Raw genomic sequence first — 26,040 nt, forward strand, 5'->3', positions numbered from 1 at the left:
GTGACCGGATTGTCCAGTCACCTCGTTTATTTCAGTCGAAAAGCGCGGCTTACTTCGCCGCCGCTTCGGCCTGCAGCGCCTTCAGGTCCCAGCAGCTGTCGGGCTTGAGGTCGGCCTTGGTCGTAGCCTTCTCCAGCGTGTAGATGTAGGTGTGCGACGTGCCGGCCGGCTGGCCGCTCTGCAGCAGGAACTTGATGATAGCGTTCATGTCGCCGGACTGGCGGGCAAGGTCTGTCATGACAACGGCGCCATAGGTGCCGTCCTGCAGCTTGTCGCAATCGGCCGCCTTCTCGCCGCCGCCGGTGGTGACCAAAAAGACCTTGCCGTCGAGCTTGGCGTCGCGGATGGCGGCGGATGCGCCGGTGGCGTCACCATCCCAGAAGTCGATGATCGAGCAGATGTCGGGGTTCTGCTGCAGCATTGTCGTCGTCACGTTGCGCGACGTCGTCGGATCCCAGTTGGAGTCGGGCTTGGCCACGACTTTGAAGTCGGGGTGCTTCTCCAGCACCTTCATGATGCCGGCATACTGGTAGAGACTGGACGAGTTGGCCTGATCACCCTGCACAAGGCCGATCTTCTTCGACGAGTTCTCGCCGCAGCCCTTGATCGCCGCTTCGGCTTCGAGCTGGCCAAGCCGGTCCCAGTCGCTGCCGACAAAGGCGTCGGCCGGGAAGTTGGCGGGGTTGTCGACCAGTATGACGTAGGTTCCGGCGGCCTGTGCCTTCTTCATCAGCTTGGAATAGGAGTTGAGGTCCGGCGCATGGATGATCAACACGTCCGGCCTTGTGTCGGACGAGATCGCGTCGGTGATCGCCTGTGCACCGGCATCGACGACCCAGTTCGGATCGCGTGTTTCGAAGGTGCCGCCCCAGGCCTCGACTTCCGTCTTCAGATAGTGCGACCAGCCCTGCGCAAGGTCGAAGCCCATCGCCAGCGGCACCAGCATGACGCGCTTGCCCTTGAGCGCCTGCGCGTATGCGGCCGGGCCCGGATCGTCGGCGGCGAAGGTCGGCGCGACGAAGGCGGTAGCGGCAAGCGCCGTGGCGGCCGCCATCAGTGTTCTGATCAGTTTCATGTCACATCCTCTGTTTTTCACTTATTGCCGGCCGGTCGGCATGACCCGGTCGGGTACCCCTTAGATGTCGCCCTGCTGCGCGGTCTGTTCGTCACGCGGATTGATGATGCCGTCGACGATGATGGCTCCGAGCAGGATCGCCGCCTTGATCAGGTTTTGATAGAGCAGCGGAATGTCGATGATGGTCATCGCGTTCGACAGGATGCCGATAAGTGCAGCGCCCACCAGCACATTGCGCACCCCGCCCCGCCCGCCGGAAAGGCCGATGCCGCCGATCACCGCCACCAGCACGATGTCATAGAGCAGCGTCGAGTTGACGACGCGGGTGTTGATCGAGTGCAGGCTCGACGCCGTCAGCAGGCCGGCGATCAGCGCGACGAAGGCCGAAACCACATAACGCAGCACCAGCATTGGCCGCACCGGAATGCCGATGTTGCGCGCGGCGACCGGATTGTCGCCGGCGAAATAGATGTAGCGGCCCCATTTGGTGTAGCGCAGGAACAGGAAGAACAGGAAGGCGAGCCCGGCGAAGACGAACACTTCGATCGGAATGTCGAGGAAACGCAGGCCGCCGAGCAACTCCACCCAATGGCCCTGAGGCACCGGCACCGCATCCTGTGTGATCAGTTGCGAGCGGACATAGCCGAAGACGAAGGAGCCGGTCGCCAGCGTCACGAAGATCGCCGGCACGTCGGCATAGGCGACGAGAAAACCGTTGAGCAGGCCGATGGCGAGCACGCCTGCCAGCACATAGGCGAAGGCGAGCCCATCAGGCGTTCCGGCGTTGAGCAATTGCAGATACCAGGCGACCGACATCGCCATGATCGCCACCGCCGACAGGTCGATGCCCCTGCCGATTATGACGACCGCCATGCCGAGCGCCAAAATGCCTAGCACCGACACCGAGCGGATGATGGCAACGAGATTGTTGGCAGCGATGAAACCAGGCAGCCCAATGGCAGCGGCGACGAACAGCACCACGGCGATGGCAAAGACAATGCCTTCCTGATTCAGGCTCCTGACATTTGGCCAGCCAATCGTGTTCATGTCTGCATTCGCCCCGATGGCAGCTCTGCCACCCCTTCCGAAGAAAGCTAATCGGCTCGGCGCCGCTTCGTCAAATGAATCCGCGCTCGGAACGCCCGTTGGCAGTGATAATCTTCCAGTGGACGCACCGATTGCTAGAACTGGCGCAATCCTAGGAAAAGGCTGCGCTTTTGGCATTCCGTTGCGCCATTGCGCGTATGCGCAAAGGTGCCGTTCTGAGGCGAAAGCACAAGGCGGAATTAATTGCCGCCTGAGCGGCGAAAATCGCGAATTCAGGTCCTGGTCATGTGGCCTGAAACTTCGGCGCCTGCACCGGGCGGCAGCACGAGGAACCGCAACGCCGCCACCAGCCCGATGGCGCCGATGACCAGGAAGGCGATGCGAAAATCGACGAGGTCGAGCGCCGGCCGGCCCCTGACGATCTGCGACAGGTTGAGGATGGCAGCCGCCACCGCTACGCCGAACAGCATCGATATCTGCTGCAGCATGGAGGACAAAGTCGCCGCCGAGTTGCGCTGCGCGGCATCGATGTCGGCGAAGGCCAGAGTATTCAGCGCCGTGAACTGCATCGAGCGCGTCAGGCCGGCGATCAGCATCAGCATCACTACCAGCGCCTGCGGCGTTTCGGGCGAGATCGCCGCGCAGGCCATGATCGAGGCCGAGGCGATCAGGCCGTTGACGACCATGACCGTGCGAAAACCAAAGCGTCGCAGCGTCGGCGTCGTCACCGTCTTCATGCCGAGATTGCCGAGGAAGTAGGCCAGGATCATCAAGCCGGCATCGACCGGCGAAAGGCCAAAGCCGACCTGAAACAGCAGCGGCAAAAGGAACGGCGTGGCGTTGATCGCCACGCGAAAAATGGTGCCGGCGGCAAGCGTCGAGATGGCGAAGGTCTGCACCCTGAACGCGCTGAGATCGAGCAGCGGATGCGGCGCGCGCCGGAGATGCCGCACCGCCAGCCAGCCGATGACGATGCCGGCGGCAACCAGCAGCACGGCGGGCAAGGCGCCGTCTTCCGGATGTGCGATGCGCTCAAGGCCGTAGAGCAGCAGCGCGAGCCCCAGCGACGTGAGGAAAAACCCCGGCCAATCCAGCGGCTTGGGATCGGCCGCGCGGTCGCCCGGAATGAAGCGCGCGACCAGCGCCAGCCCGACGAGCCCAAGCGGGATGTTGATGAAGAAATTCAGTGCCAGGAGAGATAGGTTGTGATGAAGCCGCCAAGCACCGGCCCGACCACGGGCGCAAACAACGCCGGCCAGGTGATCAGCGCCGTGGCGTTGAGCAGCTCCGATTTCGACGCATTGCGCAGCACCAGAATGCGCCCGACCGGCGTCATCAGCGCGCTGCCAAGGCCTTGCACGACACGGGCCGCGACGAACTGGGTAAGGCTCTGCGAGAAGCCGCAGGCCAGCGAGGCCAGCGTGAACAGTACGATCGCCAGCAGGAAGATGTTGCGCGCGCCGAAGCGGTCGGCAAGCCAGCCCGACAGCGGCACGAACACTGCCATGGTCAGCATATAGGCGGTGATGCCGATGCTCATCGCCACCGCCGGCACGCCGAAGGATTGTCCCATCTGCGGCAGCGAGGTCGAGATGATCGTCGAATCCAGCAGCTGCATGAAAAACGCGATGGCGACGATCAGCGCCACGCGCCGCGCATTGCTGGCGGTTACGGCGGAGGCCTCGGTGTCGGGAACGGCAGTCATGGCGAACCGCGTTGAACAGCATATGGCTGGCCCAGTCCAGAGCTTATCCAACAAACTTCCGTGTCGCGCCGCGGCCTGTTATGGATGGGCGGGGTGGCCAAGGACATTGCATGAAGCCTATCTATATCGACTACCTCAATGCTCTCGATATCGAAGCCCTTGAGATGAGCGATGGCGAAATCATCGCCGCCGTCGAAGCCGGGCTTGTCGCGCAAGGCAACGGCCAGACGGTGATAGAGCCCCGCGTCCATCTCGAGCCCGATCCCTCCTTCCACGGCCACTTCAATGTGCTGCGCGGCTACGTCGCGCCGCTCGATACGGCCGGCGTGAAGATCGTCGGCGATTATGTCGACAATTATCTGCACGGCCTGCCCTCGGAATTCGGCATCCTCAATCTGTTCGATCCGCGCACCGGCACGCCGCGCGCCATTCTCGATGCCACCGTCATCACCGACATGCGCACCGGCGCTGTCACCGCCATTGGCGCCAAGCATCTGGCGCGCAAGAATTCCAAGGTGCTGGCCCATATCGGCGCGCGCGGCACCGCCTACTGGAACGTGCGCCTGCTCGACCATCTCTTCGACTTCGACGAGATCCGCGTTCATTCGCGCCGCCCGAAAAGCCGCGACGGCTTCGCCGCCAAACTCTCCGCCGATCTCGGCAAGACCGTCACGGCGGTCGCCGACTGGGAGAGCTGCGTCAAGGGCGCCGACATCGTCGTCGAGGCCTCGCGGCTGCCGGAGCCGCAGCCGCTGCTCAAGACCGAATGGATCAAGCCCGGTGCGCTGGTCGTGCCCTATGGTACGATGAGCGCGGTGGAGCTGTCATTGACCGACATCATGCAGAAAATGGTCGTCGACGACTGGGGCCAGTGCAAAGGCGGCAAGTTCGGCTCGCTGCGCGCCCATGTCGAGACCGGGCGGCTGAGCGAAGCGACGCTGCACGCCGAGCTCGGCCAGATCGCTGCCGGTCTCAAGCCGGGACGCCAGAGCGACGACGAGACGATCCTGTTCTGGCATCGCGGCCTGTCGCTGTCCGACATTGCGCTGGGCAAGGCGATGCTGGCCAAGGCTGCTGATAAAGGCATCGGCCAGAGGCTGCGCTTCGCATGAGCGCGCTCGTCCTCACCGGCGCCGGCGTCAGCGTCGAGGATGTCGCGGCGGTCGCCCGCGCCGGCCGCAAGGTGGAGGTTGAGCCTGCTGTCATCGAGAGGCTCGACAAAGCGCGAAAAGTGCTCGATCAGGTCGCCGCGTCCGGTCAGCAAATCTATGGGCTCAACACCGGGCTCGGCGCCAATCTCGGCACATCGGTCGAGGGCGATGCCAGCGCCTTCCAGCGCCAGTTGCTGGAAGGGCGAAGCGGCGCTGTCGGCGAACCGTTGCCCCAAGAGGCGGTGCGGGCGACCATGCTTGCGCGCGCAGCGATGCTGGCAGTCGGCGGCTCCGGCATTTCGCCGGCGGCTTTCACCGCCCTTGTCGATGCGCTCAATGCAGGCGTGCATCCGGTAATGCCGCAGTTGGGCTCGATCGGCGCCGGCGATCTCGTGCTGATGGCGGCGCTCGCCCGTCTGCTGACCGGCGACGGCGAAGCTGACTATCAGGGTCGGCGCATGCCGGCGGCCAAGGCGTTGATGATGGCGCGGTTGGCTCCGATCAGCCTGGCGCCGAAAGACGGCCTGTCGCTGATCAACGCCTCGGCGGTATCAGCCGGCACTGGCGCGTTGGTACTGGCCGACGCGCTGTCGGCCTTTGCGCAACAGCAGCAGGCCGGCGCGCTGACCATGGAAGGGTTTGGCGCCAACCGCACCATCCTCGATCCGCGCCTGCATCTGGCGCGGCCGGCAGCCTGCCAGCAACTCGCGGCCAAGGGCCTGCGCGACCTGCTTGCTCGTGACGAGGAGCCGACGCCGACCACCTTGCAGGACCCGCTGTCGATCCGCTGCATGCCGTCGATCCATGGCGCGCTGATCCAGGCGATCGACCAGGCGCGGCTGGCGCTGGAGATCGAACTCAATGCCGCCGCCGACAATCCGCTGGTGCTGGGCGATGACGGGCTGGTCCTGTCGACCGGCAATTTCCACACCGCATCGCTGGCGCTTGCCTTCGAGACGCTCGGCCTGGCGATCGCGCAATGTGCCGCGGCAAGCGTTGCCCGCTTCATCCAGCTCGCCGGCTCCGGCCGCAACGGTCTGCCCAGATATTTGTCGCCGGTCGGCGGCGCCTCGGCCGGTTTCGTGCCGCTGCAAAAGACCGCAACGGCAATCCTGGCCGGCATCCGCCACAAGGCCAATCCGGTGATGCTGGATTTCCTGGCCGTGTCCGAAGGCGTAGAGGACCACGCCACGCAGACGCCGCTTGCCGTGTCGAAATGCGCCGGGATGATCGCGCTGTGGCGACGGCTGATCGCCTTCGAACTGATGGCCGCCGCACAGGCCGTGGACCTGCGCGACGGTCTCAAGCTGGCGCCCGGCACAGCAGCGGTCCATACCGCGGTGCGCGCGCATGTAGCGATGCTCAGGGAGGACCGGCCGCTGGGAACGGATGCCGAGGTGCTCCATGCCATGCTCGCCGACGGAACATGGCAAGGTGCAGCGATGATCGGCAAGGAGGCCGAGTAGTTAGCCCTTTGCGTCCACCCGTTTCATGAACAGGCTGAGCTCGGCCGGATCCATGCGCACGACATGCCTGTCTTCCGGATAGGCGCCGCTATCGACGTCGGCAACGTACTCGGAAAACGCCGCGACGCGTTCCGCCTGCAGGCGATCGTACTCGGCGGCGAAGTTGCGGTAGACCTTGGAATGACGCGGCATGTGGCCCCGGTTCTGGCCAAGAATATCGTCGGCAAACAGATATTGCGCGTCGCAGCCGGTGCCCGCACCCATCGACAGCATGATCAGCGAGGTCCGTTCCGAGATCGCCTTCGCCACCTCGATCGGCACCACTTCGATCTCGGCGCCGAGAGCTCCAACGGCCTCATACTGCTTGACCGCCTCAAAAATCTGCATGGCGGTGTCGGCGGTCTTGCCGACGGCCTTGAAGCCGCCGGTCCAGGTGGCGCGGGACGGAATGAGGCCGACATGGCCGATGACGGGGATCGCGTCGTCGGCGAGCCGCTTCACGGTGGCGAAACCGGCGCTGCAATAAACGGCGTCGGCGCCGGCCTTGTAGAGCCGGAACGCCCAGCGCAGGAAATCGTCCGCCGTGCCGATCTCATAAAAATTCTCGCCCGGCATGGTGAACAGGCTGGGCGCCGCATCGCGATACTCAGGGTTGAGCACCAGCTCGGGCGGCACCGAGACGATATCGACCCCTGCCCGCTCGGCAGCCTCGGCCTCGTCCATGGTCAGGACGCGCAGCATGGTCAGCTGGCGCTTGCCCTTCATGGCGCGCAGATCGGCGACGGTCGGTCTCTTTCGGCTCATCGGGATGTCCCTGTTGGCTGGTTGCTTTTCCCGGTCACCTTACCGGCCCCGTAACAGGCCGGATAGAAGGCGGGTGGTTTATTCGCTACTCGGCCGCCGCCGACATATCGAGCTCGTGAAATTCACCGCGATAGGGCCGCGCCGTCGGCGGCAATTCGCGCTTGAGGAAATAATCCTCGTACCGCAGCTGCTTCAGCAGCACCGGCCAGACCTCGCGATAGGCATGCCACATGGACGGGTTCGCCGCCGGCAGGTCGTGCTTGACCAGCTCGTGCAGCCTCGGCAGCGCATGGTAGGGCACCATCGGAAACATGTGATGCTCGACGTGGTAATTCATGTTCCAGTAGATGAAGCGGCTGACCGGGTTCATGTAGACGGTGCGCGTGTTCAGCCGGTGGTCGACGACATTGTCGGCCAACCCGATATGCTGGAGCAGGCCGGTCAGAACCATGTGCCAGCTGCCATAAAGACGCGGCAGGCCGATCAGCACCAGCGGCAGCCATGAACCCAGCGCGATCGCGAGGGCGATCGTCGCAACGTACACGGCGACATGCCAGCGCGCCGCCGTGATGGCCTTGCCCTGTTCGGTCTCAGGAATGTAGCTCTTTTCGTCGTCCGACAGCTTGCCCGACGCCTGGCGCGCCAGGATCGGCAGCGAATAACGGAAATCGAGAATGCCGGTGAAGGCAAGCGCCGCCTTGACCAGATTTGGCGGCCGCATTACCGCGATCTCGGCGTCACGGCCGACGATGATCGTGTCGGTGTGATGCCGCGCATGGCTCCAGCGCCATTGCACCGGATTGCGCACCACCATGAAGCTGGCGATTTCGTAGATCGCATCGTTCATCCAGCGTGTGCGGAAGGCGGTGCCATGGCCACATTCGTGCCAGCGCGAGTCGCTCGACGATCCATAGAGCACGCCATAGACGAGCAGGAACGGCACCACCCACCACGTGCCCCAGAACCAGATGATGCCGGCGGCCGAGCCCAGGATGGCTGCGATCCAGATGATGGTATCGCGGATCGCCGGCCCGTCGGAGCGCTGCATCAGTTCCTTCATTGCCTTGCGCGGCACGTCGGTGTGATACCACTCGGCCGAGGCCAGCCCGGTCTCGATCGCCCGGCGGGTGCTTTCGCCGACCAGGCCGTAATCGCGCTTTGTCTTGGCCGCCGTCGCCATCACCGTCTCGCCTACCTCAAAGCCCGTTGGCGCGGAACTTCCCGTCGAGAAATGTTTTCGCCCGCGGCACGTCGTCCTCGGTCAGATGCTCGATGATAACAGGGATGTTCGGGTGCTTCTCACTGAGCCGCTGCAGATAGAGATCGTAATTCAGCGATCCCAGCCCGGGCGCCGGCAGCTCGATCTCGCCGACGCCGCGGAAGGTCAGCCCCTCATGCGCGTCCGCGTCGCCGATATCGGCATGCTTCTCGGTCTTGTCGCTGCCTGAGCGCTTGACGTCCTTGGCGTGCGCGATGCGGATCTTGTCGGCCAGCGTGTCGAACACCTGGTTCAGCACTTGGTCCATGCGGTCGATATTGTGCGCCTCGAAATAATTGGTCGGATCCATCAGCAGGCCCAGGCCCGGATGGTCTACCTGCGCGAACATTTTGACCGTCTCCTCGACCGAGCCGACGACATTGTTGACATAGGTTTCGAGCAGGAACACCGCGCCGTGGTCGTAAGCCGTCTGGGCAAGGTCCGAGATCACCTTGCGGCATTCCTCGAAGCCTTCCTCGGTCTTGTTCCTGGGGTGATGCACCCAGTCGGATTCGGTGTTGTAGGTTCCGGTCTCCGAGATCACGTAGGGCGAGCCGAAGGCGCGCGCATTGCGGATGATTTCCTTGAGATAGCCGACGCGCTTGTCGCGCTCGGATTTGTCGGGATGAATGATGTTGGTGTAGCCCGAGATGCAGCAGACCGGCAGATTGTGGTCGCGAAACGTGTCGCGCACTGTCCTCGCCTTGTCCCCGGTGATCTGCCCGGCCGTGAGATCGACATCCCTGAAATGCATGTCGAGCTGCACTGTGTTGAAGCCGAGTGCGCGGATGCGGCGGGCGGCCTCCGCGAGCTCGTAGGGGAAATAGCCGGTGAATATACCTGCCTGCATCATGATGTGACTCCTCCCGGTAAGCGATTCAGCCGCCACACTATTCGGCGGGCATGTTCAGTCGATCGATATCTCGGACAGTTTGACGGTGCGGCCTTGCGCCATCGAGCGATAGCCCGCCTCGACCAGCGCCATCGTCTTGACGTTGTCGGCCACCGATAATGCCGGCGGCGTGCCGGTCTTCAAGGCGTGCTGCAGTTGCTCCATGACGCCGATGAAGGCATGCGGGAACCACATCGTGTCCCAGCTCGGGCTGACCCACTTGCCATCCGTCGTCTCGGTCGAGGCATAGGTCAGCGTCGAGGCCACGCCTTTCGGCCAGCCGATCGTGCCTTTGGCGACACCGTTGGTGCCGTCGACGCGCCAGTTGATGTGCTGGTCGTCCAGATAGCCCTCCTGACGTGGGCCGGACCAGACATCCTCCAGCGACACGGCGAGCACGCCGGAGGGAAAGCGCAGTGTCGAGACGGTGATGCCGTCGCAATGCTCGAATGTCGTGCGCGGGTCCTTGCGTGTCAGCGTGGTGATTTCCGAGGGATCGCCGAACAGGAAGCGCAGCACGTCGAGATGATGCACGCTCATATTGGCGAGCGTCAGCCGGTCGTAGTCCTGAAGGAAGGTCTGCCAGTGCGGGATCGCATGCATGTCGATCTGCGCGAAGACGATGTCGCCCAGCGCGCCGCTGTCGATGATCTGCTTCAGGACGCGCATCGACTGGTCGTAGCGCATGTTCTGGTTGACCGAGAGGATCTTGCCGGACTTTGCGGCTTCGTCGCGCAGTTTCACGGCTTCATCGACCGACAGCGCCAGCGGCTTCTGCGCCAGGATCGCCTTGATGTGAGGCTGCTTCAGCGCATGGCGGATCAATGCCGGCTGCTGGTCGGGTGGAAAGGCAAGGTCGACGATCTCGATCTCGGGATTCTCGATCAGTTGTTCCGGCGTGTCGTGGATGGTCGGAATGCTCCAGCGTGCAGCTACCTTCTCGGCGCTGGCCTTGGTGCGCGAAGCGATGGAGACGACTGGGAAACCGGCCTGCGCATAGGCGGCAAGATGGCATTCGGCCATGATCATGCCGGCGCCGATGCAACCGATCCGGTATCCGCTAGTGCGAACCCTCACATCCGGCTCGAAACCCTGGCCTGCCATCCATTCCTCCCTGGAGGACGGATATAACGCCATGGCCCGTCGATCAGCCAAGGTCCGCTCCATCAATTCCCATCAGAACGATGCCGGGGTGACGGTGCGAACTAGTTAGCGGCAATCAGCACAGTGCTTTCCGGCGACCAGCTGAGCATTACATTCTGGCCCTCGGCCAGCCGGTCACTGCCGGTATTCTGGACGATGACTTTCAACGTCTGGCCGGCGCGCTCGACGAAATAGGTGCTGTTGTTGCCGGCGAAGATGCGCTTGGAGACTTGCCCCTTCAGCGTGTTGGCATTGCCGCTCGATGCCCCGGCATCGGTGGCGATACGAATGCGTTCGGGTCGCACGGCGCAGCTGGCCTTTGTGCCGGCGGCAAGCCGACCACCCACCCCGGCGGCAATCGCCGTGCCATCAGGCAGCCGGATGCCGTTGCCGGTCGCATCGCCGCGAAGGATATTGGCGTCACCGAGGAAGGTGGCGGCGAATTCGCTCTTCGGCCGGTCGTAGATTTCCTCCGGCGGCCCTTCCTGCACGAGCTTGCCGTCCCGCAATATGCCGATGCGGTCGCTCATCGTCAGCGCCTCTTCCTGGTCGTGGGTGACGAAGATGGTGGTGATGCCGATCTCGCGCTGGATGCGCTTCAGCTCGATCTGCATGTCGACGCGCAGCGCCTTGTCGAGCGCGCCGAGCGGCTCGTCGAGCAGCAGCACGCGCGGCTTGGTGACGATGGCGCGCGCCAGCGCCACACGCTGGCGTTGGCCGCCGGAGAGCTGGTGCGGCCGGCGCTCGCCGAGCTTGCCGAGCTGAACCAGATCGAGCGCGCGCTGCACTTCGGTGGCGATCGTCGCTTTCGTTTCGCCGCGCACCGACAGGCCGAAGGCGACATTATCGGCGACGCTCATATTGGGAAACAGCGCATAGTTCTGGAACACCATGCCGATGCGTCGCTTTTCGACCGGCACGCGTTCCACACTCTCACCGCCAATGGTGATGCGGCCAGTATCGGGAAAGTCGAAGCCGGCGATCTGGCGCAGCAGCGTGGTCTTGCCGCTGCCCGAGGGGCCAAGCAGCCCATAGAAACCGCCATCGGCGAAATCGATGGAGACGTCGTCCAGCGCCTTGTGCGCGCCAAAACTGCGGGAGACGTTCGATACCTGCACGCCGGCCATTATTTCTCTCCGCCGAATTTGAAGAAGCGCGCCGTGAGCAGCATCAGCGCCATCGACACGACGATGATGATGGTCGAGACCGCGTTGATCTCGGGCGTGAAACCCTTGCGGATCGCGGCGTAGATTTCGACCGGCAGCGTCGTCTGGCCCGGCGTCGCCAGGAAGTAGGAGACGACGAACTGGTCGAACGACACGGCAAATGCGAACAAGCCGCCGGCAATGACGCCGGGCATGATCCACGGCAGCGTCACACGCCTCGTCACTTGCCACTGGTTGGCGCCGAGCGAGCGCGCCGCCTCTTCCAGCTCCGGTGCAAAAGTCTGCAGCCGGGCCGAGACGACGACGATGACATAGGGCAGCGCTAGCGCCACATGGCCGAGCAGGATGGCTAACAGGCCGCGGCCAATGCCGACGCCGAAGAAGAAGATCAGCATCGCCGTGCCGGTGATCAGCCACGGAATGGCGATTGGCGGAAACAGCAGCGCCTGCAGCACTTTCTTGCCGCGGAAATCATAGCGGAACAGCGCCAGCGAAGCGGCCGAGCCAAGCACCACTGAGATGAGCGTGGTGATGACCGCGATCTTGAGGCTGTTCCAGGTGGCCGCGATCAGCTGGTCGTTCTGCCAGAGCGAGGCATACCATTCCGTCGTCCATTCGAACGGCAATTGGTAGAAGGGCGAGACGTTGAACGACATCAGCGCCATGATGATGATCGGCAGATAGAGGAAGGCGAGCAGCAGGAAGATGTAAAACCGGCCCAGCCCTTGGAGGATGCGGGTGGTCTTCATCACGCGGCCCTCTTCAGCACCGGCGAGGCAACTGCGAGGATGACCAGCACGACGGCGAGCAGGATGAACGACAATGCCGCGCTAAGCGGCCAGTTGAACACGGCGACGAACTGGTCTTCGATCACCGTGCCGTAGAAGGTGCCGGTGCGACCGCCGAGAATGCGCGGCTCCATGAACGAGCCGACGACCGGCACGAAGATCAGTGCCGCACCTGCCACCAGGCCGGGCATAGACAGCGGGATGATCACCCGCTTCAGCACCTGCAGCCGCGAGGCGCCGAGCGAGCGCCCGGCCTCGATCAGCGAGTCGTCGATTGCCTGCAGCGCGAGATAGCAGGTCAGCACCATATAGGGCACGTAGGAGTGCACCAGGCCGATGATGATTGCGGGATAGGAATACATCAGGTCGATGTTGATCTTGAACGGCAGCACGGCGTTGAGCGCCGTGTCGAGGATGCCGCCCTCGCGCAGCACCATCGCCCAGGAGAAGATGCGCACCAGCCCGTTCGACCAGAACGGCAGGATGACCAGCAGGAAGATCGCCTCGCGGCTGCGCCCCTTCAGCACCTTGGCCAGCACATAGGCGGCGGGGTAGCCGATGACGACGCACCACAAAGTCACTTCGAGGCCGAGCCGCAGCGAAGCGAGCAGCAGCGTCAGGTACAGGCTCTGCGAGAAGAAGGCGGCGTAATTGCCAAGGGTGAACGCCCACGGCTTTCCCGACAGCGGCAGGTCGGTCATGAAGGAGAAGAATACCATGGCCGAGAGCGGCAGGAAGATCGCCACCGTCAGCCAGAGATAGGCCGGCGCCAGCAGCGGCAGGGCCGATCTCAGCCCGCCGCGCGACGCGACCGCACCCTGTACTGCCATGATACCCTCCTCCCCAGGATTGAAGGGCCAGCCGGCGCCAACCGCCGGCTGGTCCGGACGTGAGCGTTACTTCACGTCGACTTTGAGCTGCTGCCACAGCGCCAGATAGGCCTCGCGCTGCGCGTCGGTGATCGGCGCCTGGAACTGGATGCGCTTGGCCACCTCGGGATCGCCCATCACCTTGCGGTTGAAGGAGTCTTCAGGCAGCGCTTCCACCGCCTTGGTGTTGGCCGACACCGGAGCGCCGACCTTGGTGACCCATTCGACATAGAATTTCGGATCGATCATCCAGTTGATGAAGGCCTGCGCACCTTCGACATTCTTCGAGCCCACCGGGATCGAGAACGCGTCGAGCCAGGCGACGGCGCCTTCCTGCGGAACGACCAGCGAGACCGGCAGCTTGAAGTGGGTCTTGGCGCGATCGGCCGAGCCGCTCCAATAGGTGCCGATGTCGATCTGGTTGGAGGCGACCATCTGGTTCCAGTCGTTCTCCGAGCTCCAGAACGTCTTGATCTGCGGCATCAGCGAGGTCAGCTTCGCCTTGACCGCTTCCATATCCTTGATGTCGTTGATATTCTGACCGGTGGCGATGGCGCCGAACTGCACCGCTTCGACAGCGTCGTCGCGAATGACGACCCGGCCCTTATGCGCTGGGTCCCACATTTCGGCGATCGAGGTCGGTGGCTTGTCGAAGGACTTTTCGTTGATTGCCAGCGCCGTCAGGCCCCACACCCACGGCACGCCATAGACCTTGCCGTCATGGTCGAGCATCGGCGATTGCGCCTTGTCCTTGCTGATGTCGGCATAGTTCGGCAGCTTCGAGACATCGATCGGCTGGATCAGCTTTTCCGCCATCGCCTGATCGTTGAAGGCGGCGTTGATCATGACCACGTCATAGAGGCCCGGATTGGTGCGGATCTTGGTCAGCATTTCCTGTTCGGAATTGAAGAAGTCGTTGACGACCTTGTTGCCGGTCGCCTTTTCGAAGGCTTCGATCGCCCACGGCTCGTCGGCGCCGTAGCCCTTCCAGTTGAGCACATGCACTTCGGCGGCACTGGCGGCCAGCGTGAGCGCGGAGGTGATGACGGCGGTCGCCGTCAGCAGGGCAGTCAGTCTTGGCATGCGCATGTTCGTTCCTCTCTTGTTTGCCCGCTTGGCGGGTCAGGCTGTCTGATGGGCCTTCTGGTTCTGGCCCGGCTCGCCCGTGGCGGCCTGGCTCAGGAAAATCTGGATCTCGCTGTCGGTCGGCGCCGATGAGCCGCCATGGCGGGTGACGGAAAGTGCTGCCGCCGCATTGGCATAGCGCGCCGCCTCGAAGGGATGCACGCCGCGCGAGAGTGCACTGACAAAACCGCCGATATGGGTGTCGCCGGCGCCATTGGTGTCGATGGCATCGACCTTGAAGCTGGCAATGGTCTGCGTCTCGCCATTGACCAACCTCACGAAACAGCCCTTGGCGCCGGCGCGGATAACGACGCCTTCGGCCTTTGGGCAGTGGTCGGCGAGCAGCCGGGCGGCGAGTGCCTCGACATCGCCTTGCCCAGCGATCTCGACCGCTTCCGTCATGTTGCAGCTCAGCCATGTCGTACGGGCAAGCACCCGCGACAGGATGGGACGTGGGATATCCGCGATGACCGGCGTTGGATCGAAAACGAAGGGAATGTTTTCTGGCAGCGCCTCGATCCAGTCGGTCAGCGCGTCGCGGCTGCCGGAATAGCTCAGCGTATAGCCCGACGTGAACACCCAATCATCAGGCGCGACCACCACGGGCCTCATCATCTCGAGGCTGAGAATGCTCTCCGCACCGGGCCACGACACGAAGGTGCGCTCGGCATCCCCGGAGATCATGGCGACGCAATTGCCGCTGTCCATGACCGGCGATGGCGACGTCAGCGTTATGATGCCTTCGGCCGCAAACGCGGCGCGCAAAAAATCGCCATTCGGTCGGCTGCCGAGCTGGCCGCCGAACACCACCATCATGCCGGTGCGGCTGGCCGCGACCATCATGTTGAAGCCACCGCCGGCGACCTGCGCAAAGCTCGACGCGGTCTTCTCGCAGCCCGGCGCCGGCAAGGCGTCGATGCGGTAGACATAGTCGACGACGGCGCTGCCGATATGGACCAGACGCCCACTCATGCCGCGGCATCCTTGCTGGCCTTTGCCGTGCGCGCCGCGACGAGGTCTTCGGCAAGCGAGCGCACCTCCCCCATATCTATGCCGACGAGCCCGGCAATGTGTTGTTGCGGCAGTTGCGAAAAGCCGACGCAGGCGCCGGCCATGCCTGAGGCAATCGCGCCGATCGTGTCGGTGTCGCCGCCGAGATTGGCGCTGATGATTGCCGCTTGCCAGGGATCGCCCTGCGCGACTTCAAGCACGGCGAAAGCTGCCGGCACGGACTCCTGGCTGGCCACACCGGTGCCGACGAGATCGGTGATGAGCCCGATCGCATCCCGCATGGTCTTGCCGCGCACGAGCTCCTGCGCCCAGGCGATACGCGCGGCGATATCGCCACCAGTCACCCAATGTCCGAGCCTGGCGCCTCGCCGCGCGGCTGCTACCGCGCTGTCGGAAGCGGCACGCCAGTCGCCGCCGGCGACGCCACGGCTGACGGCGGCGGCGACGGCGGCAGCCGTGGCAATGGCGATCGAGGTGTTGTGCGTCGCGCGGCAGGTCTCCGCCACCTTGGCGATAAAAGCGTCGAGCGGTTCCAGCGGCATCATGATGCCGACCGGCGCGATGCGCATGGCCGCGCCATTGGTGTCGCCCCGGCTTCCCGCCTCTTCCGCCGGCACGCCGTCATTGATGGCGTCGATGGCGCGCTTGGTCGATGGTCCCAGCAGGTCATAGCTGCCGCGCGCCTTGACCTCGCGCTCCCAGTCGAGCAGTGCGTTCACCCAGCGCGCATGATCGAAGCGGTCGCCGGACTCGACGAGAATGCGACCAAGCAGCAGCGTCTGTTCGGTATCGTCGGTGATGGTGCCGGCAACGAGCCCCTTCGACACCGGATGATCGGCAAACGGCGCCACGAAATCCTCGACATGGCCGTATAGCTCGGCGATCCGCGCCGGCGACAGAAGCTGCGTCGGCATGCCCAGCGCATCACCGAGCGCCCCACCGACAAGCGCGCCCATGGCGCGATCGAGCGTGTCGTTGGTTCTGTCCGGCATCGCTCAAAACCTCATATGCAGCGCGAAATGCGCCGGGTTGAGCAGGCTGGTTACATATTCGATCGGCCGGTCGTCAGCCGCACGCGTCAGCCGGCGTCCGCGCAGGAACGGCGTGCCTTGCGGGCAGCCGAGAATGGCGGCGTCTTCGGGGTTGAGCATCTCGATGCCCACCCATTCCTCGCCATGGTCTGGGATGAGGCCGGCGGCGCGCAGCGTCTGGTGCAGCGAGCCTTCGCGCAGGCCACGCAGCGGCACGTCCTCCAGTTCGGGCGACAGCGGCAGGCGGCTGCGTTCGATGGAGATCGCATGGCCGTCGCTGGCATTGGTGCGCACCCGGTCGACGGCGATGAAGAACGGGCTTTCGATGCCAAGCAGCGCGGCAAGATCGGCATCCTCGATCACTTCAAGCCGCAGCGTCCGGGTCTCGGCATTGGCGCCGGCATTGGCAAGCGCCCGCGACCAGCCAATGCTGTCATCGACCGGCTTGCCGTCGAAAGTGACGAAGGAGCCGATACCGACCTTGGTGGTGATCAGCCCACGGCTGGACAGCTCCTCGAGGCCCTTGCGGACCGTGTTGCGGCTGACGGAAAAGCGCTGGACGAGTTCGTTCTCGCTTTGCAGGCGGTCGCCGAAGCCAAGCACGCCGGAGCGGATCTCATGTTCGAGAACGGTGGCGATCTGCTCGGGCTTGCCCGTGCCGGGAGAAAGTTGAACCGCGCGCCGCTTCATATGGGTACCTGTTCAGTAAACCTGTATAGTCCTGTTCGATATTGGAGTTGAAGGGCGACGTCAACGATATATTTGGATTCACGCATATGCGTTGTGCTCAGGTGCCCCGGGCATCGTTTGTTCGCATGGCGACGCTAACCGCGCAGGGCGTCCCGTCTCCGAGACAGAGCGGGGGCAGCGCTTCCCTCAGGCGATTAGCCTTGCGCTCACACGAAGAAAAATTCCTCAATCCGTTGCTTGGCCGTTCGCAGCGCTGGCAGGATATCCCGCTCCATCGCCTCGACGGAGAACCGCGCCGACTGCGTCGAGACGTTGATCGCCGCCACGGTCTTGCCGGCGCGGTCATAGATCGGCACCGCTATCGAGCGCAGGCCAAGTTCCAGCTCTTCATCGACGACGGCAAAGCCATCCGCCCTCGCCGCGTCGATGGCCTTGGCCAGCGCGGCGCGGCTGGTGATCGTCTTCGGCGTGCGCCGTTCGATCCTCGCCTCTGCAAGCAAGGCCCTCAGCTCATCCGCGCCCAGCCCCGCAAGCAGGACGCGCCCCATCGAGGTGCAATGCGCCGGCAGCCTGGTGCCGACATCGAGCGAAACGCTGAGGATGCGGCGGCCAGGAATGCGCGCGACATAGACGACTTCCTCGCCCGACAGCACCGCCGCGTTACAGGCCTCGTCGAATTGGCCCGCGACGTCGCGCATGATGGATGCCGCGAATGTCCACAGCGAGGCGCCGCCGAGCCAAGAGCGCACGATGGTGAGCAGGCGCGGCGACAGCGAAAACTGCCGGCCGGATTGCGTGGCATAGCCGGTCGCGGTTAGCGTCAGCAGGAAGCGACGCGCGCCGGCGCGGGTCAGCCCCGCCTCCTCCGCCATTTCGGTCAGCGTCATCCCGGCCGGATGCCGGGCCAGTATCTCCATGACTGCGAGGCCGCGCTCCAGCGAGCCGACATGGTCGCGCGTCGTTGCCTCGTCCTCCATGCGGCCTCCGCAAGACAATGCGCCGCCTTGACTCGTCTCGGCGGCGCGATGTAAAAATATCTCATACAAAACAAATGTTCGCAATACGAACTTTTTGAACTTCGGAGTTCTTGGCGATGGTCAAATTCCTGCCCCTCAAACAGGCCGTGGCGGAGAACCTGCACGATGGCGACACGGTCGCCTTCGAAGGCTTCACGCATCTGATCCCGACGGCGGCGGCGCATGAGGCCATCCGCCAGGGCTTTCGCGACCTGACGCTCATCCGCATGACCCCCGACCTGGTCTACGACCAGATGATCGGCATGGGCATGGCCAAGAAGATCATCTTCTCCTATGTCGGCAATCCCGGCGTCGGCCTGCTGCGCCGCGCCCGCGACGCCATCGAGAACGGCTTCCCCCGGTCGATCGAGATCGAGGAGCACAGCCATGCCGGCATGGCCAACGCCTACGAGGCGGGAGCTGCCGGCCTGCCTTGCGCGGTGTTCCGCGGCTATCGCGGCGCCGGGCTGGCGGCAGTCAATCCCAACATCCGCTCGGTCACCTGCCCGTTCACCGGCGAGGTGCTTGCCGCCGTTCCTTCCATCCGCCCGGACGTGACCTTCATCCACGCTCAGAAGGCCGACAAAAAAGGCAATGTTCTGGTCGAAGGCATTATCGGCATCCAGAAGGAAGCGGTGCTCGCGGCCAAGCGCGCCGTGGTGACGGTAGAGGAAGTCGTCGACAATTTCGACGACCTGCATCCCAACCTCACCGTGCTGCCGCGCTGGACCATCGCTGCGATCTCGGTGGTATCAGGCGGTTCGCATCCCTCCTACGCGCACGGCTACTATGCCAGGGACAACGCCGCCTATCTCGAATGGGACGACATCGCCGCCGACCGTGAAAAATTCCAGACCTGGATGCAGGCCAATGTCCTCGATCGCACGGCGGACGATTTCGCCGGCCGCGTAAAGCATCTGAGGAGCGCGGGATGAGCGGCTTTACTCCCAATGAGATGATGACGATTGCCGCCAGCCGAGCCCTGAAAAACGACGATGTCTGCTTCGTCGGCATTGGCGCGCCGTCAGCCGCCTGCAACGTCGCGCGACTGACGCATGCGCCCGACATCACGCTGATCTATGAAAGCGGCACCATCGGCACCGCGCCCGATGTTTTGCCGCTGTCGATCGGTGACGGCGAACTTTGCGACACCGCCGTCACGACCGTCTCGGTGCCGGAGATGTTTCGTTACTGGCTGCAGGGCGGCCGCATTTCGATCGGTTTCCTCGGTGCCGCCCAGCTCGACAAGTTCGGCAACATCAACACCACCATCATCGGCGACTATGCGCATCCCAAGACCCGCCTGCCCGGCGGCGGCGGCGCGCCGGAGATCGCCACCTCGTCGAAGGAGATCTACATCACCATGGCGCAGTCCAAGCGCGGCATGGTCGAGAAGATCGACTTCTTCACCTCCTTCGGCCATGGCGATGGCGGCGACCATCGCCAGCGCCTCGGCATCGAGACATCAGGGCCGACGCTGCTGATCACCGACCTTGCCATCTGGAAGCCAGATCCGGTGAGCAAGGAATTCACCGTGGTGTCGTTGCATCCCGGCGCAACGCGGCAGCAGGTGCAGGACAGCTGTGGCTGGATCGTAAAGTTCGCCGAGGCGCTTGACGAAACGCCGGCGCCGACGGAACTCGAGCTGACGACATTGCGCGACCTGCAGGCCCACACCAAGGCGGCGCATGAGGGAAGCGGTAAAGAAAAGGCCGCATGACATGACCGAGGCATTCATCTGCGATTACATCCGCACCCCGATCGGCCGATTCGGCGGCTCGCTGTCGTCGGTGCGGGCCGACGATCTTGGCGCCATCCCGCTGAAGGCGCTGGTCGAGCGCAATGCCGGCATCGACTGGCAGGCTGTCGACGACGTCGTCTATGGCTGCGCCAATCAGGCCGGCGAGGACAACCGCAATGTAGCCCGCATGTCGCTGCTCCTGGCCGGACTGCCGAAGGAAATTTCAGGCTCGACCGTCAATCGCCTCTGCGGTTCCGGCATGGATGCGCTCACCATTGCCGCCCGCGCCATCAAGGCGGGCGAAGCCGAGTTGATGATCGCCGGCGGCGTCGAATCGATGAGCCGCGCCCCCTTCGTCATGCCCAAGGCCGAGACAGCCTTTTCGCGCCACGCCGAGATCCACGACACCACCATCGGCTGGCGTTTCATCAACCCGCTGATGAAGAAACAGTATGGCGTCGATTCCATGCCGGAGACCGGCGAGAACGTCGCCGAGGATTTTTCAGTGTCGCGCGCCGACCAGGACGCCTTTGCCGTGCGCAGCCAGGACAAGGCCGTCGCGGCACAGGCCAATGGCCGGCTGGCGAAGGAGATTACCCCGGTGACGATCCCACAGAAAAAGGGCGATGCGATTATCGTATCGAAGGATGAGCATCCCCGCGCCGGCACCACGGTCGAGTCGCTAGCCAAATTGCCGACGCCGTTCCGCCAGGGCGGCACCGTCACCGCCGGCAACGCGTCCGGCGTCAATGACGGCGCGGCAGCGCTGATCATCGCCTCCGAAGCGGCTGTGAAAAAATACGGCCTGACGCCGATCGCCCGCGTCCTCGGCGGCGCTGCTGCCGGCGTGGCGCCACGCATCATGGGCATCGGCCCTGCCCCGGCGACACAAAAGCTCTGCGCCCGCCTCGGCCTGACACCGCAGCAATTCGATGTCATCGAGCTCAACGAAGCTTTCGCCTCCCAAGGCATCGCCGTGCTCCGCCAACTCGGCATCTCCGAGGACGCGGAGCACGTTAATCCGAATGGCGGCGCCATCGCGCTTGGTCATCCCTTGGGCATGTCGGGCGCGCGTATCACTGGCACCGCGGCACTGGAACTGCGCGAGCGCGGCGCCCGCTATGCGCTCGCCACCATGTGCATCGGCGTCGGCCAGGGCATCGCAGTGGCGCTCGAACGGGTTTGAGATCGCACTGCCCTTAATAGGGCAAACCGACATAGTTCTCCGCCAGCGCGGTCGACGCCGCCTGCGAATGCACGAGATAGTCGAGCTCGGCTTCCTGGATGCGCTGGCCGAACTCGCCCGTATCGGGAAAGCGGTGCAGCATCGTCGTCATCCACCAGGAGAAGCGCACCGCCTTCCACACCCGAGCCAGCGCTTTGGCTGAATAGGCGTCGAGCCCGGCCGGCGACTTGTCCAGATAGAATTCGCGAAGCCCGGCAAAGAGATAGCGCACGTCGCTGGCGGCGAGGTTGAGCCCCTTGGCGCCCGTCGGCGGCACGATATGGGCGGCGTCGCCGACCAGGAACAGCCGGCCGAAGCGCATCGGTTCGGCGACGAAGGAGCGCAGCGGCGCGATCGATTTTTCGAAGGACGGGCCGGTAACGACGGCGGCTGCGGTCTGTTCCGGCAGGCGACTGCGCAACTCGTCCCAGAAGCGACCGTCGCTCCAGGCGTCGACCTGTTCGTCAGCCGCGACCTGCACATAGTAGCGGCTGCGATGCGTCGAACGCATCGAGCACAGCGCAAAGCCCCGCTCATGGTTGGCGTAGACCAGATCGTGATCGGCCGGCGGCACTTCGGCCAGCACGCCGAGCCAGCCGAAGGATAGGTCCGCTCGAAGGTTTTCAGCGCCTGCCCAGGCGCCGATTTGCGGCTGACGCCGTGATAGCCATCGCAGCCGGCGATGAAGTCGCAGTCGATGCGATGGCCGACGCCGTCCTTCCCGTAGGTGACGTAAGGCGCTTCGCCATCGAAACCATGCAGCGCGACGTTGGCCGCCTCATAGACGGTGGTCAGCCCGGCCGCCTCGCGCTTGTCCATCAGATCGTGCGTCACTTCGGTCTGACCATAGACGGTGACATGCTTGCCGCCGGTCAGTGCCGTGAGGTCGAGCCGGTGCAGGCCGCCGCCGAACGCAAGCGAGATGCCGGCATGCAGCAGGCCCTCGGCATGCAGCCTTACAGCTGCGCCCGCCTCTTCGAGCAACTCGACGGTGCCTTGTTCGAGCACCCCTGCCCGCACCCGGCCAAGCACATGCTCCCGGCTCGAACGTTCGAGGATCACCGTCTCGACGCCAATGGTGCCGAGAAGCTGGCCAAGCAGCAGCCCGGACGGTCCGGAGCCGACAATGACGATCTTTGTGCGCATCAGTGTCCCAGGCTTTCGATCTGTCCGGCGAGTTCGGCGGCGAGCCGTAGCGCAGCCGCGGTCGCCGTCGCCATTTGCGGCAAGAGCAGCCATTCCAGCGTCCAGGCAGCACCGGAGCGCTCCTGCTCATGCACCAGCGCCTGGTGCATGCCGGAAAGCTGGGTGGCGTTGAAGCGCGCCAGCGTCACCAGCACTTCCGCCTTCACCGGGTTCTGCTTGTGCGGCATGGCCGACGAGCCGCCACCGCCGGACAGCTTGATGTCGGTTCCATCTTGCGCCATCAGCGCAACGTCCTGGCCGAACTTGCCGAGGCTGCCGGTGATGAGCGACAGCAAACCGGCGAACTCGGCCAGCGCATCGCGCTGGTTGTGCCATTGCGGCGCATCGCCAAGGCCAAGCTTTGCGGCAAGGGCGGCGCGCACTGCGGGGCCTTTGTCGCCGAGCTTTTCCAGCGTGCCGGCGGCGCCGCCGAATTGCACTACCAGCAGACCCTTGGATTGCTCCGAGAGTCTCTGCTGATGCCGTTGCAGCGGCGTGCGCCACACCGCCACGCGGTCCGACGCCTGAATTGGGATCGCCGGCTGCATGCGCGTAATCGCTGTCAATGCACGGCTGCCAAAACGTTCTTCCAGCCCCACCAGCCGCAAAATGTTTTCAGTCAGCAGCAGGTCGAGATGTTCAATGAGCCGGCGCAGCCGAAGAACCAGGCCAGTGTCGATGACGTCCTGGCTGGTTGCGCCGAAATGCACGCCGGCGTCGTGCGGCGCGCCGACCGCTGCCTTCAACTGGCGCACCAGTTCGGGCACGATCACGCCATCTTTGGCCACACCGGCCCGCAGCCGCACGGTATCCGGCTTGTATGACAACAGGACAGGTACAATCGCCGCGGCGGCATCCGTGCCGATGATCCCGCTTTCGGCTTCCGCTTGCGCCAGCGCGCGCTCGAAATCGAGCATGGCGGCGATTTCCGCATCCACCGAAAAATGCCGAGCCGCCTCCTCGTCGCCGAGCAGGCCGGAAAGCAGCGGATGGTCGAAGGGCGATACGGTCATGTGCTGGTTTCCTCCGTCAGCTGTCGAAGAAGACCGTTTCCTTCTCCCCTGGAGATGGACGTCGAAAATATAGTCGTCGCCTTGCCGCTCGGCGATCAGCGTCGGCACGCGCACCTTGTGCTCGATGCGGGCCAGGATCGGATCCTCGGCATTGGCCTTGGCCTCGTCGGAGAAATAGAGCCGCGTGTGGAGGCCGATATTGATGCCGCGGGCGACGATCCACAGGCTGATATGCGGCGCCATCAGCCGGCCGTCGCCATATGGCACGCGTCCCGGCTTGATCGTCTGAAAACTGCACAGGCCGGTTTCCATGTCGGTCGGCTGACGGCCCCAGCCCTGAAAATCCGGATCGGCATCGCCGCGCAATTCGGCCGGCGAATTGTAGAAGCCATTGGCATCCGCTTGCCAGATCTCGATCAACGCATCCCTGAGCGGCGTGCCGGTGCCGTCGAGCACGCGAATGCGCAAACCGATGCGGTCGCCCTTGGCGTTGTCGTTGAGCATCGTCGCGCCGAGGTCTGTCGGATAGACGCCGCCGATACCGCCGAAATTCGGCGTCAGCCCGATATGCACGTAGGGCCCGGCGGTCTGCGACGGGCTCTCCTTCAGCCGGGTCAGCGATTGCGCCATCAATTGCCATCCGGACGGTTTTCGAACAGCGAGGCGCGGCGTCCGCGCAACACGATGTCGAACTTGTAGGCGCGCGCGTCGAACGGGATCGTCGCCTGCATGTCGAGCGCGGCGACCAGCGTCTCGATCGCCGCCCTGTCGCGGATGCCGCGAACGATCGGGCATCGCCAGATCAGCGGGTCGCCCTCGAAGTACATCTGGGTGATCAGCCGCTGTGCGAAGCCGTGGCCGAACACCGAGAAATGGATGTGCGACGGCCGCCAGTCATTGGGCCCGTTCGGCCAGGGATAGGGACCTGGCTTCACCGTGCGAAAGGCATAACCGCCATCGGCATCGGTGATGGTGCGGCCGCAGCCGCCGAAATTCGGATCGAGCGGCGCGAGATAGCCGTCCTTCTTGTGGCGGTAGCGGCCGCCTGAATTGGCCTGCCAGAATTCGAGCAGCGCGCCGGAGACGCCCTGGCCGCGCTCGTCGAGCACGCGGCCATAGACGATGATACGCTCGCCGATTGCGCTCTCGCCGGGCTTGGCGAAGTTGTGGATCAGGTCATTGTCGAGTTCGCCCAGCATGGCGTGGCCGAACACCGGACCGGTGATTTCCGACGCCGTGTTGTCGAAGGCCAGCAGCGCCTTTTGCGGCGAGCGCAGCACTGACGTTTTGTAGTCGGGCGTCAGCGCCGGCGGATGCCAGCCGCGGTCGCGCTGGAAGAAGGCGCCGCTCTCGGGCCTGCGGTTCGAGCCGGCATCAGCTGGCATGGCCAGCCCTGCTTCCGTCCATTTCCGAAAACACCTCCTTGGCGATCCTGAAGGCGCGGTTGGCCGCCGGCACGCCGGCATAGATCGCGACATGCAGGAACGCTTCGCAGATATCGTCGCGCGACGCACCGGTGTTGGCGGTGGCGCGCAGATGCATGGCGACCTCTTCATCATGGCCAAGGGCGGCCAGCAGTGCCAGCGTCACGATCGAGCGTTCGCGCCTGCTGAAGCCCGGACGCGCCCACACAGTGCCCCATGCTGCCTCGGTGATCAGCTCCTGGAACGGTCGGTCGAAATCGGTGACGGCATCCTCGCTGCGATCGACATGCGGGTCGCCGAGCACCGAGCGCCTGACGGTCAGCCCGGTTCGGTATCTGGTTTCGTTTTTGGGCAGTTCATCCATGGGTCTGCTTTCTCAGGGGAAGCGCCGCGACGAAATCGCGGATCAGGGTGGTCAGCGCCTCGGGCTGTTCGACGCAAGGGATGTGCCCGGCGTCGCGAATGATTTCGAAACGTGCGCCTGGGATCAGATCGGCCAGCCAGCGGACGAGATCCGGCGGCGTCGAGCCGTCCTGGTCGCCAACGACGCAAAGCGTGGGCACCGCGATCGCCTGCGCGGCCTCGGTGAAATCCGCGTCACGCACCGCGGCGCAGGTGCCGACATAACCGGCGACGGCTTGCCGGGTCATCATGTTCCAGTAGCCGTCGAGCTCGGCGACACGGTCCGCGTGGAAGGCAGGCGTAAACCACATTTTGAGCACGGCATCGGCGATGGCCTGGATGCCTTTGCTTTCGACCGTTTCGATGCGGGTGTTCCAGCTGTCGGCCGTGCCGATCTTGTGGGCGGTGTCGCACAGGATGAGGCCGTCGACGATTTCGGGGCGCCGGGCATAAAACCCTTGCGCAATCAGGCCGCCGACCGACAGGCCACACAGCACCGCATTGTTCAATTCGAAATGATCGATCAGGCCCGACAGATCATCGACGTGCTCGTCGATCGAGCTGACGCCACCAATGTCGGACAGGCCATGGCCGCGCTTGTCGTAGACCAACGCAGGCATTTCGCCACCCAGTTCGGACAACACCTCGTCCCAGATGCGGAAGTCGGTGCCCAGCGAATTGATGAACACGATCGGCCGCGCATTTCCCTTCGCCTTGATATGGCGATGGTGCAGCGTGATGCCGCCAATGTTGACGAATTGCACGATTTCGATCCTCCGTGTTCACATTGCACAAGGCATTTGGTTTGGTAAA

At 64.2% G+C, this 26,040-nt stretch carries 23 protein-coding genes and 3 pseudogenes; 5 read left to right on the forward strand and 21 right to left on the reverse strand.

The window, feature by feature from the left end; translation table 11 throughout:
* Window positions 1-49: 49 nt before the first annotated feature.
* The 3 genes and pseudogenes from NLY44_RS12830 to NLY44_RS12840 form a co-directional block, all read right to left on the reverse strand.
* A complete protein-coding gene (locus tag NLY44_RS12830) occupies window positions 50-1,075 on the reverse strand; it encodes a sugar ABC transporter substrate-binding protein (RefSeq protein WP_023668177.1) in 1,026 nt (341 codons plus the stop codon).
* Window positions 1,076-1,135: 60 nt separating this feature from the next.
* Entirely contained in the window at window positions 1,136-2,122 is a 987-nt protein-coding gene (locus NLY44_RS12835; protein WP_023682250.1) for an ABC transporter permease, read from the reverse strand.
* Window positions 2,123-2,394: 272 nt separating this feature from the next.
* A pseudogene (locus tag NLY44_RS12840) lies at window positions 2,395-3,827 on the reverse strand (DHA2 family efflux MFS transporter permease subunit).
* A gap of 110 nt (window positions 3,828-3,937) precedes the next feature.
* Between NLY44_RS12840 and NLY44_RS12845 the strand changes: the two are divergent.
* Window positions 3,938-4,939 (forward strand): ornithine cyclodeaminase family protein, encoded by a 1,002-nt coding sequence (locus tag NLY44_RS12845; RefSeq protein ID WP_023682252.1) that lies wholly within the window; start codon window positions 3,938-3,940, stop codon window positions 4,937-4,939.
* On the forward strand, window positions 4,936-6,444 hold the full coding sequence (locus NLY44_RS12850) for an HAL/PAL/TAL family ammonia-lyase (protein WP_023714825.1): 1,509 nt from the start codon (window positions 4,936-4,938) through the stop codon (window positions 6,442-6,444). Before NLY44_RS12845 ends, NLY44_RS12850 begins: the two co-directional genes overlap by 4 nt.
* Here the strand turns inward: NLY44_RS12850 and NLY44_RS12855 are convergent, their stop codons facing one another.
* The 12 genes from NLY44_RS12855 to NLY44_RS12910 all read right to left on the reverse strand — a co-directional run bounded on the left by NLY44_RS12855 (window position 6,445) and on the right by NLY44_RS12910 (window position 18,198).
* On the reverse strand, window positions 6,445-7,248 hold the full coding sequence (locus NLY44_RS12855; RefSeq protein ID WP_023682254.1) for a 3-methyl-2-oxobutanoate hydroxymethyltransferase: 804 nt from the start codon (window positions 7,246-7,248) through the stop codon (window positions 6,445-6,447).
* Window positions 7,249-7,333: 85 nt separating this feature from the next.
* Window positions 7,334-8,428, reverse strand: a complete 1,095-nt coding sequence (locus tag NLY44_RS12860; RefSeq protein WP_023804914.1) for a fatty acid desaturase family protein — start codon at window positions 8,426-8,428, stop codon at window positions 7,334-7,336.
* 16 nt (window positions 8,429-8,444) lie between these two features.
* On the reverse strand, window positions 8,445-9,359 hold the full coding sequence (locus tag NLY44_RS12865) for a sugar phosphate isomerase/epimerase family protein (RefSeq protein WP_023804913.1): 915 nt from the start codon (window positions 9,357-9,359) through the stop codon (window positions 8,445-8,447).
* A gap of 54 nt (window positions 9,360-9,413) precedes the next feature.
* On the reverse strand, window positions 9,414-10,502 hold the full coding sequence (locus NLY44_RS12870) for a Gfo/Idh/MocA family protein (protein WP_023804912.1): 1,089 nt from the start codon (window positions 10,500-10,502) through the stop codon (window positions 9,414-9,416).
* Window positions 10,503-10,603: 101 nt separating this feature from the next.
* A complete protein-coding gene (locus tag NLY44_RS12875; RefSeq protein WP_023804911.1) occupies window positions 10,604-11,668 on the reverse strand; it encodes an ABC transporter ATP-binding protein in 1,065 nt (354 codons plus the stop codon).
* Window positions 11,668-12,456: an ABC transporter permease gene (locus NLY44_RS12880; protein ID WP_023804910.1), complete on the reverse strand. Its 789-nt coding sequence runs from the start codon at window positions 12,454-12,456 to the stop codon at window positions 11,668-11,670. The genes NLY44_RS12875 and NLY44_RS12880 overlap by 1 nt, the downstream gene beginning before the upstream one ends.
* Entirely contained in the window at window positions 12,456-13,325 is an 870-nt protein-coding gene (locus tag NLY44_RS12885) for an ABC transporter permease (RefSeq protein WP_023804909.1), read from the reverse strand. Before NLY44_RS12885 ends, NLY44_RS12880 begins: the two co-directional genes overlap by 1 nt.
* A 66-nt stretch (window positions 13,326-13,391) precedes the next feature.
* On the reverse strand, window positions 13,392-14,453 hold the full coding sequence (locus tag NLY44_RS12890) for an ABC transporter substrate-binding protein (RefSeq protein ID WP_023687931.1): 1,062 nt from the start codon (window positions 14,451-14,453) through the stop codon (window positions 13,392-13,394).
* A 33-nt stretch (window positions 14,454-14,486) separates the two neighbouring features.
* Window positions 14,487-15,461: a PfkB family carbohydrate kinase gene (locus NLY44_RS12895; RefSeq protein ID WP_023804908.1), complete on the reverse strand. Its 975-nt coding sequence runs from the start codon at window positions 15,459-15,461 to the stop codon at window positions 14,487-14,489.
* The gene (locus NLY44_RS12900; protein WP_023804907.1) at window positions 15,458-16,492 is read right to left on the reverse strand and encodes an ADP-ribosylglycohydrolase family protein; all 1,035 of its coding nucleotides are present in this window, start codon (window positions 16,490-16,492) and stop codon (window positions 15,458-15,460) included. The genes NLY44_RS12895 and NLY44_RS12900 overlap by 4 nt, the downstream gene beginning before the upstream one ends.
* Window positions 16,493-16,495: 3 nt before the next feature.
* Complete coding sequence (locus NLY44_RS12905; RefSeq protein ID WP_023804906.1) at window positions 16,496-17,221, reverse strand: GntR family transcriptional regulator; 726 nt, start codon at window positions 17,219-17,221, stop codon at window positions 16,496-16,498.
* A gap of 206 nt (window positions 17,222-17,427) precedes the next feature.
* On the reverse strand, window positions 17,428-18,198 hold the full coding sequence (locus NLY44_RS12910; protein ID WP_023804905.1) for an IclR family transcriptional regulator domain-containing protein: 771 nt from the start codon (window positions 18,196-18,198) through the stop codon (window positions 17,428-17,430).
* Window positions 18,199-18,314: 116 nt separating this feature from the next.
* Here NLY44_RS12910 and NLY44_RS12915 point away from each other — a divergent pair, with 116 nt between their 5' ends.
* Genes NLY44_RS12915 through pcaF form a run of 3 tightly spaced genes read left to right on the forward strand, consistent with a single transcriptional unit; the run spans window position 18,315 to window position 21,164 of the window.
* On the forward strand, window positions 18,315-19,172 hold the full coding sequence (locus NLY44_RS12915) for a CoA transferase subunit A (RefSeq protein ID WP_023804904.1): 858 nt from the start codon (window positions 18,315-18,317) through the stop codon (window positions 19,170-19,172).
* Complete coding sequence (locus tag NLY44_RS12920; RefSeq protein WP_023804903.1) at window positions 19,169-19,957, forward strand: CoA-transferase subunit beta; 789 nt, start codon at window positions 19,169-19,171, stop codon at window positions 19,955-19,957. Before NLY44_RS12915 ends, NLY44_RS12920 begins: the two co-directional genes overlap by 4 nt.
* Window position 19,958: 1 nt before the next feature.
* Window positions 19,959-21,164: a 3-oxoadipyl-CoA thiolase gene (gene pcaF, locus NLY44_RS12925; RefSeq protein ID WP_031201502.1), complete on the forward strand. Its 1,206-nt coding sequence runs from the start codon at window positions 19,959-19,961 to the stop codon at window positions 21,162-21,164.
* A gap of 13 nt (window positions 21,165-21,177) precedes the next feature.
* Here pcaF and pobA read toward each other — a convergent pair.
* The 6 genes and pseudogenes from pobA to pcaD form a co-directional block, all read right to left on the reverse strand.
* Window positions 21,178-22,349: pseudogene (gene pobA / locus NLY44_RS12930) on the reverse strand (4-hydroxybenzoate 3-monooxygenase).
* A complete protein-coding gene (locus tag NLY44_RS12935; RefSeq protein WP_023804901.1) occupies window positions 22,349-23,401 on the reverse strand; it encodes a 3-carboxy-cis,cis-muconate cycloisomerase in 1,053 nt (350 codons plus the stop codon). The pseudogene pobA and the gene NLY44_RS12935 overlap by 1 nt, the downstream one beginning before the upstream one ends.
* A 99-nt stretch (window positions 23,402-23,500) precedes the next feature.
* Window positions 23,501-24,031: pseudogene (gene pcaG / locus NLY44_RS12940) on the reverse strand (protocatechuate 3,4-dioxygenase subunit alpha); the annotation flags it as partial.
* A complete protein-coding gene (gene pcaH, locus NLY44_RS12945) occupies window positions 24,031-24,786 on the reverse strand; it encodes a protocatechuate 3,4-dioxygenase subunit beta (RefSeq protein WP_023733158.1) in 756 nt (251 codons plus the stop codon). The gene pcaH and the pseudogene pcaG, both read right to left, overlap by 1 nt.
* On the reverse strand, window positions 24,776-25,189 hold the full coding sequence (gene pcaC, locus NLY44_RS12950) for a 4-carboxymuconolactone decarboxylase (protein WP_023733159.1): 414 nt from the start codon (window positions 25,187-25,189) through the stop codon (window positions 24,776-24,778). Before pcaC ends, pcaH begins: the two co-directional genes overlap by 11 nt.
* On the reverse strand, window positions 25,182-25,991 hold the full coding sequence (pcaD, locus tag NLY44_RS12955; RefSeq protein WP_023733160.1) for a 3-oxoadipate enol-lactonase: 810 nt from the start codon (window positions 25,989-25,991) through the stop codon (window positions 25,182-25,184). Before pcaD ends, pcaC begins: the two co-directional genes overlap by 8 nt.
* Between the last annotated feature and the right edge of the window lie 49 nt (window positions 25,992-26,040).

The sequence above is a fragment of the Mesorhizobium sp. C089B genome, from assembly GCF_030323125.1.
Taxonomy (GTDB): Bacteria; Pseudomonadota; Alphaproteobacteria; order Rhizobiales; family Rhizobiaceae; genus Mesorhizobium.

Coding starts and splice junctions, on each gene's coding strand:
- NLY44_RS12830 (WP_023668177.1), bottom strand. CDS start 1,075: ATGAAACTGATCAGAACACTGATGGCGGCCGCCACGGCGCTTGCCGCT.
- NLY44_RS12835 (WP_023682250.1), bottom strand. CDS start 2,122: ATGAACACGATTGGCTGGCCAAATGTCAGGAGCCTGAATCAGGAAGGC.
- NLY44_RS12845 (WP_023682252.1), top strand. CDS start 3,938: ATGAAGCCTATCTATATCGACTACCTCAATGCTCTCGATATCGAAGCC.
- NLY44_RS12850 (WP_023714825.1), top strand. CDS start 4,936: ATGAGCGCGCTCGTCCTCACCGGCGCCGGCGTCAGCGTCGAGGATGTC.
- NLY44_RS12855 (WP_023682254.1), bottom strand. CDS start 7,248: ATGAGCCGAAAGAGACCGACCGTCGCCGATCTGCGCGCCATGAAGGGC.
- NLY44_RS12860 (WP_023804914.1), bottom strand. CDS start 8,428: ATGGCGACGGCGGCCAAGACAAAGCGCGATTACGGCCTGGTCGGCGAA.
- NLY44_RS12865 (WP_023804913.1), bottom strand. CDS start 9,359: ATGATGCAGGCAGGTATATTCACCGGCTATTTCCCCTACGAGCTCGCG.
- NLY44_RS12870 (WP_023804912.1), bottom strand. CDS start 10,502: ATGGCAGGCCAGGGTTTCGAGCCGGATGTGAGGGTTCGCACTAGCGGA.
- NLY44_RS12875 (WP_023804911.1), bottom strand. CDS start 11,668: ATGGCCGGCGTGCAGGTATCGAACGTCTCCCGCAGTTTTGGCGCGCAC.
- NLY44_RS12880 (WP_023804910.1), bottom strand. CDS start 12,456: ATGAAGACCACCCGCATCCTCCAAGGGCTGGGCCGGTTTTACATCTTC.
- NLY44_RS12885 (WP_023804909.1), bottom strand. CDS start 13,325: ATGGCAGTACAGGGTGCGGTCGCGTCGCGCGGCGGGCTGAGATCGGCC.
- NLY44_RS12890 (WP_023687931.1), bottom strand. CDS start 14,453: ATGCGCATGCCAAGACTGACTGCCCTGCTGACGGCGACCGCCGTCATC.
- NLY44_RS12895 (WP_023804908.1), bottom strand. CDS start 15,461: ATGAGTGGGCGTCTGGTCCATATCGGCAGCGCCGTCGTCGACTATGTC.
- NLY44_RS12900 (WP_023804907.1), bottom strand. CDS start 16,492: ATGCCGGACAGAACCAACGACACGCTCGATCGCGCCATGGGCGCGCTT.
- NLY44_RS12905 (WP_023804906.1), bottom strand. CDS start 17,221: ATGAAGCGGCGCGCGGTTCAACTTTCTCCCGGCACGGGCAAGCCCGAG.
- NLY44_RS12910 (WP_023804905.1), bottom strand. CDS start 18,198: ATGGAGGACGAGGCAACGACGCGCGACCATGTCGGCTCGCTGGAGCGC.
- NLY44_RS12915 (WP_023804904.1), top strand. CDS start 18,315: ATGGTCAAATTCCTGCCCCTCAAACAGGCCGTGGCGGAGAACCTGCAC.
- NLY44_RS12920 (WP_023804903.1), top strand. CDS start 19,169: ATGAGCGGCTTTACTCCCAATGAGATGATGACGATTGCCGCCAGCCGA.
- pcaF (WP_031201502.1), top strand. CDS start 19,959: ATGACCGAGGCATTCATCTGCGATTACATCCGCACCCCGATCGGCCGA.
- NLY44_RS12935 (WP_023804901.1), bottom strand. CDS start 23,401: ATGACCGTATCGCCCTTCGACCATCCGCTGCTTTCCGGCCTGCTCGGC.
- pcaH (WP_023733158.1), bottom strand. CDS start 24,786: ATGCCAGCTGATGCCGGCTCGAACCGCAGGCCCGAGAGCGGCGCCTTC.
- pcaC (WP_023733159.1), bottom strand. CDS start 25,189: ATGGATGAACTGCCCAAAAACGAAACCAGATACCGAACCGGGCTGACC.